Annotated in this window: 9 protein-coding genes; 3 read left to right on the top strand and 6 right to left on the bottom strand. The window is 68.4% G+C overall.

Translation table 11 applies throughout. The annotated features are described in order from the left end of the window. Nucleotides 1-260: 260 nt before the first annotated feature. A complete protein-coding gene (gene uvrB, locus AC5RW2_RS21610) occupies nucleotides 261-2,357 on the bottom strand; it encodes an excinuclease ABC subunit UvrB (protein ID WP_494074523.1) in 2,097 nt (698 codons plus the stop codon). 162 nt (nucleotides 2,358-2,519) lie between these two features. On the opposite strand from uvrB, the gene AC5RW2_RS21615 reads away from it, so the two are divergent. After that, on the top strand, nucleotides 2,520-3,353 hold the full coding sequence (locus AC5RW2_RS21615; protein ID WP_494023151.1) for a VOC family protein: 834 nt from the start codon (nucleotides 2,520-2,522) through the stop codon (nucleotides 3,351-3,353). Nucleotides 3,354-3,364: 11 nt separating this feature from the next. Here AC5RW2_RS21615 and coaE read toward each other — a convergent pair whose 3' ends face one another. Continuing rightward, nucleotides 3,365-4,576: a dephospho-CoA kinase gene (coaE, locus tag AC5RW2_RS21620; RefSeq protein ID WP_494074524.1), complete on the bottom strand. Its 1,212-nt coding sequence runs from the start codon at nucleotides 4,574-4,576 to the stop codon at nucleotides 3,365-3,367. 198 nt (nucleotides 4,577-4,774) lie between these two features. Next, the gene (locus tag AC5RW2_RS21625; RefSeq protein WP_493999616.1) at nucleotides 4,775-5,008 is read right to left on the bottom strand and encodes a DUF6480 family protein; all 234 of its coding nucleotides are present in this window, start codon (nucleotides 5,006-5,008) and stop codon (nucleotides 4,775-4,777) included. A 117-nt stretch (nucleotides 5,009-5,125) separates the two neighbouring features. Between AC5RW2_RS21625 and AC5RW2_RS21630 the strand changes: the two genes are divergently transcribed. Together AC5RW2_RS21630 and AC5RW2_RS21635 are read left to right on the top strand one after the other, a co-directional pair. Beyond that, on the top strand, nucleotides 5,126-5,800 hold the full coding sequence (locus AC5RW2_RS21630) for an IMPACT family protein (RefSeq protein WP_494023153.1): 675 nt from the start codon (nucleotides 5,126-5,128) through the stop codon (nucleotides 5,798-5,800). Then, a complete protein-coding gene (locus AC5RW2_RS21635; RefSeq protein ID WP_494023154.1) occupies nucleotides 5,793-6,926 on the top strand; it encodes a class I SAM-dependent methyltransferase in 1,134 nt (377 codons plus the stop codon). Before AC5RW2_RS21630 ends, AC5RW2_RS21635 begins: the two co-directional genes overlap by 8 nt. 54 nt (nucleotides 6,927-6,980) lie before the next feature. Here the strand turns inward: AC5RW2_RS21635 and AC5RW2_RS21640 are convergent, their stop codons facing one another. The 3 genes from AC5RW2_RS21640 to AC5RW2_RS21650 form a co-directional block, all read right to left on the bottom strand. Further along, a complete protein-coding gene (locus AC5RW2_RS21640) occupies nucleotides 6,981-7,289 on the bottom strand; it encodes a PRC-barrel domain-containing protein (RefSeq protein ID WP_494013903.1) in 309 nt (102 codons plus the stop codon). 231 nt (nucleotides 7,290-7,520) lie between these two features. After that, nucleotides 7,521-8,993 carry a 30S ribosomal protein S1 gene (gene rpsA / locus AC5RW2_RS21645; protein WP_493980210.1) on the bottom strand — a complete coding sequence of 491 codons (1,473 nt, stop codon included), beginning with the start codon at nucleotides 8,991-8,993 and terminating at the stop codon, nucleotides 7,521-7,523. Nucleotides 8,994-9,280: 287 nt separating this feature from the next. Beyond that, nucleotides 9,281-10,591, bottom strand: coding sequence for a GNAT family N-acetyltransferase (locus AC5RW2_RS21650; protein WP_494074525.1), 1,311 nt, complete (start codon nucleotides 10,589-10,591; stop codon nucleotides 9,281-9,283). Nucleotides 10,592-10,698: the final 107 nt, after the last annotated feature.

Here is a 10,698-nt window from a genome sequence, read left to right on the forward strand (position 1 = left end):
GGAACCTTGCCTTTCACAGAAGATGCCGCGCGGGTGCGGTGCGCGGGTGCGAGTGTTCGCCGCAAGTCTCTCCGCCTGCCGCTCTGCGGCCAGGCCACTGCGCCCGGCGGGGCGTCGATGCCCCGCGTGTTGACGTCCACAGTGTTCGGGATACTCCCCTACGCTCGGTCAAGTGTAGCGCAGGTGCGCGTGACGACGGCGGGTGCGCACCGCCGTCGTCGTTTCACCGCCGGAAGTGCGGGCGGCAGGCTGTTGAGGGCCTAGGCGTGGCCCGCGGCGCGCATCTGCCGGAGGTCCTTCTTCAGGTCGGAGACCTCGTCGCGCAGCCGGGCAGCCAGCTCAAACTGCAGCTCCGCCGCGGCGGCGTGCATCTGCTCCGTCATCTGGGCGATCAGCTCGCCCAAATCCTCGGCCGGTGCCGCAGCCAGGCCGTCGCGGCGGATCTTGTCCTTGGGCACGGCGGCGGACAACCCCCGCTTGCCCTTGCCGTAGTCGAACTCCTTGAGAAGTTGCTCGGTGTCGGCGTCCTCGCGGGCCAGCTGGTCGGTGATGTCGGCGATCCGCTTCCGCAGGGGCTGCGGGTCCACCCCGTGTTTCTTGTTGTGCGCGACCTGGATCTCCCGGCGGCGGTTCGTCTCCTCGATCGCCTTGGCCATCGAGTCGGTGATCTTGTCCGCGTACATGTGCACCTGCCCCGACACGTTGCGGGCGGCACGGCCGATGGTCTGGATCAGCGAGGTGCTGCTGCGCAGGAAGCCTTCCTTGTCTGCGTCCAGGATGGCGACCAGCGAGACCTCCGGCAGGTCCAGGCCCTCGCGCAGCAGGTTGATGCCCACCAGCACGTCGAATGTGCCCATCCGCAGCTCGCGGAGCAGTTCGACCCGGCGAAGGGTGTCCACGTCGGAGTGCAGGTACTGGACCTTCACGCCGTGCTCGTTCAGGTAGTCGGTGAGGTCCTCGGCCATCCGCTTGGTCAACGTGGTGACCAGGACGCGTTCGTTACGCTCCACGCGCGCATTGATCTCGCCCAGCAGGTCGTCGATCTGGCCCTTGGTCGGCTTGACGATGACCTCGGGGTCCACCAGGCCCGTGGGCCGGATGATCTGCTGGACATAGCCGTCGGACTTGGACAGCTCGTACTTGCCCGGCGTGGCGGAGAGGTAGACGGTCTGGCCGATCCGTTCCAGGAACTCGTCCCACTTCAGCGGCCGGTTGTCCATCGCGGACGGCAGGCGGAAACCGTAGTCCACCAGATTGCGCTTGCGGGACATGTCGCCCTCGTACATCGCGCCGATCTGCGGCACAGTAACGTGCGATTCGTCGATCACCAGCAGGAAATCGTCCGGGAAGTAATCCAGCAGGCAGTGCGGCGCGGTGCCCGGACCGCGGCCGTCGATATGCCGCGAGTAGTTCTCGATGCCGTTGCAGAACCCCATCTGCTGCATCATTTCGAGGTCATAGGTGGTGCGCATCCGCAGCCGCTGCGCCTCCACCAGCTTGTTCTGCGACTCCAGGACCTGCAGCCGGTCGCGCAGTTCGTCCTCGATGTCCCTGATCGCCCGGCTCATCCGGTCCTCACCGGCCACATAATGCGATGCCGGGAAGACGTACATTTCAGTCTCTTCGCGGATGATCTCCCCGGTAACGGGATGCAGCGTCTGGATGTTCTCGATTTCGTCCCCGAAGAACTCGATCCGCACGGCCAGTTCCTCGTACATCGGAATGATCTCCACGGTGTCGCCCCGGACCCGGAACGTGCCCCGGTGGAAGTCGATGTCGTTGCGGGCATATTGCATGGCGACGAACCGGCGCAGCATGTCATCCCGGTTCATTTCCGCGCCCTTACGGAGCGTGACCATGCCGGCGATGTATTCTTCCGGCGTGCCCAGACCGTAGATGCAGGACACGGTGGCCACCACGATGACGTCGCGCCGGGTCAGCAGCGCGTTGGTGGCAGAGTGGCGCAAACGTTCGACTTCCTCATTGATGGAGGAGTCCTTCTCGATGAAAGTATCCGTCTGTGCCACGTAGGCTTCCGGCTGGTAGTAGTCGTAATAGGAGACGAAGTACTCCACGGCGTTGTTGGGCAGCAGCTCACGGAACTCGTTGGCCAGCTGCGCGGCCAGGGTCTTGTTTTGCACCAGCACCAGGGTGGGCCGCTGCACCTTTTCCACCAGCCAGGCGGTGGTCGCGGACTTGCCGGTGCCGGTGGCACCGAGCAGCACGATGTCCTTCTCGCCCGCCTGGATCCGTTCGGTCAGTTCTGCGATGGCGGCCGGCTGGTCGCCGGCGGGCTGGAATTCGCTGACGACTTCGAAGGGCGCCACAACGCGTTTGATGTCCTGCGCAAGACTCATGACGTTAACGGTAGACCCGATTGCGGTCAGGCTGGGTCCGGAATCGCTCTGGGCCTAACCCGGGCAGCGGATCCGCGCGTGCCTTGCCCGCTGACCATTGCCCGGTAGCCGCCGCGTGCGGTAAATCTGTGGGTGCAGCCGACGATGAACGGAAGGCACGCCATGGACCTCGTCCGGACCTATCCCGAGGGTGTGACGTCGTGGATCGACGTCGAACACCGTGACCTTGAGGCGGCCAAGGACTTCTACGGCGGGATCTTTGGCTGGACCTTCGCCGAGGCCACTCCGCCGGGGGTATCTCCGCGCTATGTGATCGCCAGGCTCGACGGCCGGGACGTTGCCGGCCTCGGCGAGGGCACAGCGGGCGCCACCCCCGCGTGGAACACGTACGTCGCCGTCTTGGATTCGGAAGCGGCGGCGGAGAGGATCCGCTCCGCGGGCGGTCAGGTGCTCTCCGGCCCGGCCGACGCAGGTGACGGCGGCCGGGCGACGCTGTGTGCGGATCCGGCCGGCGTCCCGTTCCGGCTCTGGCAGGCGCGGAACCGGCCGGGTGCCCAGGCGGTCAATATGCCGGGCGCCTGGAACTTCAGCGACCTGCACGCCGCCGATCCCGCCGCAGCGTCGGCCTTCTACGGAGAGGTCTTCGGCTGGCGCTTCGACGACGTCGGTTTCGGCAGCATGATTCGCGTCCCCGGCTATGGCGACCACCTGCAGGCGACCAGTGATCCCGGCATCCGCGAGCGCCAGTCGGGCATCAACGTCCCGCCGGGATTCGCCGATGCCATCGGGTGGCTCACGGGCCTGCAGCCCGGCGAGACGGCACACTGGCACGTGGCGTTCACGGTCGCCGACCGCGACGAGACCGCCGCCGAGGCTGAACGCCGGGGCGGGACGGTGCTTGGCCAAACCACGTCCGACTGGACCCGGGATGCCCTGATCCGGGACCCGCAGGGCGCCGTGTTCACCGCCAGCCAGTTCGCCCCGTCCGCGGGGTGAGGCCGGCGCCGCTAGCTGCCGACGGCGGGCGGTTTCCACCCGGTGTCCCGGGCCCATTCGTTCATCTGCGGATCGGCCGTCCGGCTGAACCAGTCGTCCTTCGCACGTGCGTAGGCGCCGGTGGAGGGGTCGGACGCATGCAGGCTGGCGAGCCGACGCTTCTCGGCCAGATAGGCCGCAGCCGCGCGGGGGTTGGCCCGCAGCCAGTCGCGGAACAGCAGGGCGTAGCGCCACCCCGGGGAACCTGCTGCCCGGATGTGGACGTTGACGGCGCGGCCCGGGTCGGCGTTGCCGTGCAGTCTTTTCTGCCAGTCCCCGGGCTCCGGGTGCTGTGGTCTCGGGGTGTCACGCCAGGTGCCGGGCCAGCGCGGGAAGCCGGCGGCCGCGAGTGCGTCCGCGGCGGAGTCGGCGTCGTCCAGGCTGCCCACGGTCACCTGCAGGTCCAGCACGTCCTTGGCCGGCAGCCCCGGAACGGCGGTCGAACCAACATGGTCGACGGCAAGGATGCGCGGGTCGGCGCGGCTGATCCGCGCCGCGAGCAGGGCTGCCTGCGTGGGCCAGTGTGGCTGGGGGTCGAGCAAGACCGGCGGGCCGGTGCGCGGAGCCAGCCGCCCGGCCAAGAGGTTGCGGTTGAAGGGCATCAGGCGTTCCGCCCAGAGCGCGTCCAGCGCCGCTGACAATTCCTCCCGGCTGCCGTTGTTTTCCAGCACGACGTCGGCGGCGGCCCGGCGTTCGGCCGCCGGGGCCTGGGCGGCGATGCGGGAGCGGGCGTCGGTTTCGCTCATGCCGCGGTCCTCCACCATGCGCCGCAGCCGCTCGGCTTCGGGCGCATCGATCACCAGCACCAGGTGGAAGGAGGGGCTCTGCCCGGTTTCCACCAGCAGCGGGATGTCCTGCACCAGGATGGCGCCCTCGCCCGCCGCCGCCGCCCGCGCGGCAGCGGTGGCGCGGACCAGCGGGTGCACGATCCCGTTCAGGCGCTCGCGGTGTTCGGGATCGTTGAAGACCAGGGCACCGAGCGCCGGACGGTCAAGCCGGCCGTCGGCCGTGAGGATCCCGGGGCCGAACGCGTCGACGACGGCGCGCAGGCCGTCGGTGCCGGGCTCTACCACTTCCCGGGCGATGGCATCGGCGTCGATGAGGGTGGCGCCGAGCTCGGCCAGCCGCCGGGCAGCCAGCGATTTTCCGGCGGCGATGCCTCCGGTGAGTCCGATTCTGAGCACGGCCTTAGTCTAGCCAGCACGCGGACAGGCAACGCGCCACCGCGGGCCCAACGTGCTGCGGGCGGTCCGGGCGCCGGCCCGCCCGCGTCCTTCCTCCGCACCGGGCCCGCCGTCGTCCTGCCGGGCACTGGCCCGCCGTCGTCCTGCCTCCGCAAGCCTCGGTGCCCTGCCTCCCCCGGGCTTTGGTGCCCGGGCCCGCTACTCCTCGTGCCCTTGGTCTGCGCTCATCTGGTCTTCGGCGGGCGGCGTTTCTCCGGGCGGAACGCCACCGCCGGGTTCCAGTCCGGTGATGTTCTGGCTCTCGGGATCGGGGTTGGCCGAGTCGCCTTGGTCGGCCGATACCCGGCCTTCGTTGACGCCCTCAGGTGCGGCCGGGCCGTGGCCCTTTCCGCCTGAAACACGGGGGTCGAATTCCGGTTGGTTTTTCGCCATGGTTCCGCCGTTCGTTGCGCTTTCCGGCCGCACCGCGGGCGCGGCCCTGTGCACCCACACTAGGCACGCGTGAGCCCCCCGGACAAGGGACCGGGCGGGCGCACTAGGCTGGATCCTATGGTTCCCCCGTCCCCCGGCAGCAGCTACACCACGGTAGCCGGCGAGCACCGGCACGAGATCGAAATCAAACGCTCGAGGTTCATCACGGTGCTGCGGCGGGTGGAAACGGAGCAAGAAGCCCGCGGCCTGGTCGCGGAGCTGCGCCGCGAATTCCACGACGCCCGGCACCACTGCAGTGCCTTCCTGCTGGGCCCGGACCGGGGCGTCCAGCGCTCCAACGACGACGGCGAGCCCGCCGGCACGGCCGGGGCGCCCATGCTGGAGGCCCTGCTCAAACGCGAGACGGCGCCCGGGGTGACGGACCTCAGCGACGTCGCGGCCGTCGTCGTCCGCTATTTCGGGGGCGTCCTGCTGGGAGCCGGAGGACTGGTGCGGGCCTATTCGGAGTCGGTGTCGCAGGCCGTGGCGGCCGCGCCGCTGGTCCGGCGGCGCCGGATGCGCCTGTTCGCGGTGCCGGCGGCGCATGCCCACGCCGGGCGTTTGGAAAATGACCTGCGCGCGGCGGGCACCGTGGTGCTTGGCAGCGAGTACGGAGCCGACGGGGTCCGGATCAGCCTGGCGATCGACGACGAGCCAGCGGTCATTTCCCGGTTCGAGGAGCAGCTTGCCGCGCTGACCTCGGGTGGTTCGGGCGCGGACCCGCTGGGCACGAAATGGGTGGACCTTGACTGAGCGGCCCGCGTTCGATTATCCCGAGCTCCGGCGCTGGCCGGATGTGGAGGCTGACAACCTCTTCGCCTACGACGCGGCGGACAGGTTGCTCCTGGACACCGCCGCGCCCCTGTTGGACGGCGTGGACGGCAGCCGGATCACGGTCGTCAACGACCACTACGGGGCGCTGACGCTGGCCCTCGCGGCAGCCGGCAAGCAGGGCATGCGCGTGATTCAGGACCCGCTCAGCTCCGAGCGGGCCCTGGCCAACAACGCCGCGCGGATGGGACTGGCAGGCTACCGGAATTTCCTGCTGGAACCGGCGGCGTTCGACGACGCACGGCTCGTGCTGCTGCAGTTGCCCCGCGCGCTGGATGCGCTGGAGGAGATCGCCGGCTGTATCGCGGCGGCCGCCTCGCCGGGCGTCACCGTACTGGCGGGCGGGCGCGTCAAGCACATGACCACCGCGATGAATTCCGTGCTCGGCGCCTCCTTCTCTTCCGTGACCGCGGGGCTGGCGCGGCAGAAGGCACGCGTGCTCACGGCCACGGGTCCGCTGCCGGCGACGGGCGGGCGCTTTCCCCTGGCGGAAGAGCATGACGTCGGGCTGCCGGTTCCGTTGCGACTGCTTGCCTTCGGCGGCACCTTCGGCGGGCCCAAGCTGGATCCCGGGACACGGTTCCTGCTGCCCTTGTTGGCGGGCGCCCGGCAGGCGGAGCGCGCCGTCGACCTCGGTTGCGGCAACGGATCCATCGCGGCCTATCTGGCCCTCTCACGCCCGGGCATGCGGGTACTGGCCACCGACCAGTCGGCCTCCGCCGTCGCGTCGGCACGTGCAACGGCGGAAGCAAACGCCGTGGCGGACCGCGTGCAGGTTTGCCGGGACGATGCGCTGTCCACACTACCGGCGGCCTCCGAGCAGCTGGTTGTGCTCAACCCGCCGTTCCACATTGGCAACGCCGTGCACGCGGGCATCGCGCTGAAGCTCTTCGCCGACGCCGGGCGGGTGCTGGGGCCGGCCGGGGAACTCTGGACTGTCTGGAACAGCCACCTGGCCTACAAGCCGGCGCTGAACCGGCTCGTGGGTCCCACCCGGCAGGTGGCGAGGAACTCCAAGTTCACGGTCACCGTCAGCACACGGCGCTGAGGAGCGGCTCCCGCGTGCCTGGGCGTCTGCTGCCGTTTCGCCGCCCGAGCTGCCCTAGGTCCCGTAGTACCTGCGTAACTCGGCCTCTTCCTCAGGGGTGAGGCTGTCGGACGCGTCCGGCGAGGGCGAGTCCTTGATGGTGTCATGGCTGTAGGCGACATACACGTCGCGTGACTCGATGCGGGCTCCGGCGACCGGCACGAACTTTTCGCGGGTGTCGGCCAGGCCCAGGCCAACCGTGAGCCAGGTGATGGTTCCGGTCTCCGGATCCTGGTGGACCTGCCCCACCACGCCCAGTTTCTGCTGCTCGCTGTCCCACACTGTGGATCGCTGCAAGGCGTGAATGTCGACTTTTTCTGCCATGTTCTCTCCATTCCGGCCAACGGCCTGCGTGGGTGTGCGTACGTTCCTCACCCTAAATCCCACGCCAGTACCGGGCAAGGACCGCAGCAACCCCGAGGCGAGCACCGGCCGCGCAGCGACGGTCTTCCGGCGCTTAGGAAAGGCGCAGCAGACGGCGGAACCCCCGCGCCCTGGGGGTGCGGGGGTTCCTCAGTCAGCGATGCCGGGTTGCCCCGGCGCCGAGGGCCGTTGTTACTGGCCGGTCAGCTTCTCACGCAGCGCAGCCAGGGCTTCGTCGGAAGCCAGGGTGCCGCCGCTGGAGGCCGGAGCCGCCGGGGCGTCGGAGGAGTAGCTGGTCGGTGCGGCCTCGGACTCGCTCGGAGCCTCGGCTTCCTCTGCCATCGAGGCAGCAACCTGCTTCTTGTGGGCTTCCCAGCGCGCCTGGGCGTCGGCGTACTGCTGCTCCCACGCGGCGCGCTGCGCCTCGTAGCCTTCGAGCCACTCGTTGGTCTCCGGGTCGAAGCCCTCCGGGTACTTGTAGTTGCCCTGCTCGTCGTACTCGGCAGCCATGCCGTAGAGGGCCGGGTCGAACTCGGATCCCTCCGGATCGACGCCCTCGTTGGCCTGCTTCAGGGACAGCGAGATGCGGCGGCGCTCCAGGTCGATGTCGATGACCTTGACGAAGACCTCGTCGTTGACGGAGACAACCTGCTCGGCCAGCTCCACGTGGCGCACGGCCAGCTCGGAGATGTGGACCAGGCCCTCGATGCCGTCTTCGACGCGGACGAACGCACCGAACGGAACCAGCTTGGTGACCTTGCCCGGGACGATCTGGCCCAGCGCATGGGTGCGGGCGAAGGTCTGCCACGGGTCTTCCTGGGTGGCCTTCAGGGACAGGGACACGCGCTCGCGGTCCAGGTCCACCTCGAGCACCTCGACGGTGACTTCCTGGCCAACCTCGACGACCTCGGACGGGTGGTCGATGTGCTTCCAGGACAGCTCGGAGACGTGCACCAGGCCGTCGACGCCGCCCAGGTCCACGAAGGCACCGAAGTTGACGATCGAGGAGACGACGCCCGGACGGACCTGGCCCTTCTCGAGCTTGTTGAGGAAGGTGGAGCGGACCTCGGACTGGGTCTGCTCGAGCCATGCACGACGAGACAGCACAACGTTGTTGCGGTTCTTGTCCAGCTCGATGATCTTCGCTTCGATCTGCTGGCCGATGTACGGAGCCAGGTCGCGCACGCGGCGCATCTCGACGAGGGACGCGGGCAGGAAGCCGCGCAGGCCGATGTCGAGGATCAGGCCACCCTTAACAACCTCGATGACGGTGCCGGTAACAACGCCGTCCTCTTCCTTGACCTTCTCGATGTCGCCCCAGGCGCGCTCGTACTGAGCACGCTTCTTGGACAGGATCAGGCGGCCTTCCTTGTCTTCCTTGGTCAGCACCAGGGCTTCGACCTCGTCGCCGACGGAGACAACTTCGCCCGGGTCGACGTCGTGCTTGATGGAAAGCTCGCGGGAGGGGATGACACCTTCGGTCTTGTAACCGATGTCGAGCAGGACTTCGTCGCGGTCAACCTTGACGACAGTGCCTTCGACCAGATCGCCATCATTGAAGTACTTGATGGTCGCGTCGACGGCTGCGAGGAAGTCTTCAGCGGTACCGATGTCGTTGATGGCGACCTGCGGGGTACCGGGCTTCTCGGTGGAGGTGATGGTCATGTAGTAGGGGCTCCGATGTGGATAGTTTTCTGAGTTCCGCTGCTGCCCTGCTTCCCGGCGCGCAGCAGCATTGAACCGCTGCAGCACAAGGGATGCATTGCCGTTTACGGAAACGGACTGATGTGTTTTGGTGAAGCTCATGGAGCCTGCCCTTCACCGAAGGGCTCTCCATACGCATTACGCGCCCAATAAGTCTAACTGGTCGCGCCAATCCCGGCAAAGCGACTCGCCTCGTCAAGGCGCAGGTGCACGCCGAAACTGTGCCCGCGGCCCCTCTCCCGGAAGGGTCAAAAATGCGTGATGCAATACGGAGCGGTGTCCGTTGCGAACAGTCGGTCCATCCTGGACACTGCCTCCGCTGACATACCGGAGAAGTGGCCGCCCGCCGCCAGGGTCCGCGCCCGGACTCCGCCCAGATAGAGCGAGCCCAGGGAATCCACGGGCACTGTGGCGTCGACGTCCGCGTCCTCCGGCAGCACGTCGACCACTCCCCGGCCATCCTTGACGGTCAGCCGGTAGGCGCCGCCGCAGATGTCCAGCGGATCGGTGATCCGCAGTGTGCACGAGCCGTCGTGCAGGTACGGCCTGGCTTGGAGGGCCGCTACAGGGTCCAGCACGCGCAGCCACAACACATCTTCGACCGCCGCCACCTCGTAGCCGCGGCTGTCCGCCAGTCCCCACGCCAGCGGATCTTCCACCGGCCCGAGCGGGAACTTGATCCGTTCCACCAGGTCCAGCGACCCGAGGTAACGCCACAACTCCACGTACGCATCCTGTCCGGCGGCAACCAGGTCAGCCACTTTCACGGTGTAGGGCTTGCTGTCCCAGCCGGCAAAGCGGTAGCTGACATAGCCGTCCGGCCGGCCGTCGCCGTCGTAATGGACGGCCGCCCGCAGCGACTTGTCTTCCGACGTTTTGTCCTCGCTCCAGCGGCCGGAGACGCGGAAGGCGTAACTGGCCTGGCGTCCGACCGAGCCAGGGGTCCGGGCGTGGAACCCGTTGAATATTTCCGGCGCCAGGTCCTGGAGCGAAGCCGGGTCGGCCAACTCCATCGTCCCCGTCGCGGCGGCGCGCAGCCCGAACCGTTCGCGGGCATCGATTTCCACTTCGCGGATGAACGTCGCCGCGCCAAACCCGAAGCGTCCGTAGATGGTGGCCTCGGAAGCGGTGAGCGCCGCCATCGCGAGTCCCCGGCCGGCCGCCTGCTTCAGGTCGTCGGTGATCATCCGCCGCAGCAGGCCGCGGCGCCGATGCGTCGCCCGGACCGTCACCGCGGTGATCAGGTGGGTGTCCAGCAGCTGCCCGCCGCCCACGTTCAGGGTGTTGACCATGGTGGCGTAGGTAGCGACAGGTACTTGGGGGTCCCACACGCCAGGGCGCTGCGTGTCGTCGTAGGCACCCCACAGGATCCGCTGGTCCATCCCGTAGACCCGGGCGTAGGCGGCGATGTCGGAGGCATCGGGCTTGCCGTCGTGGAACCCGAACCTGACCGCTTCGAACCAGCCGAGGGTCCTGGCGTCGGGCCGGTCGCCGTCGAGCCCGGCGGCAAACCGGTCGATGCGGATGTCCTGGCGGGTTTCCTGGGTGCGCGTGGTCACGATCTACGAGCCTAGCGGCACCTCCCCCCGGTCCACCAGAGGGAGCCCCCGCCATCGCACAGAACCGTCACCGCCTCCGCGTGCCGGGACACTGGAGGCTGGACGTG

The organism is Arthrobacter sp. B0316-1-20, assembly GCF_059091865.1.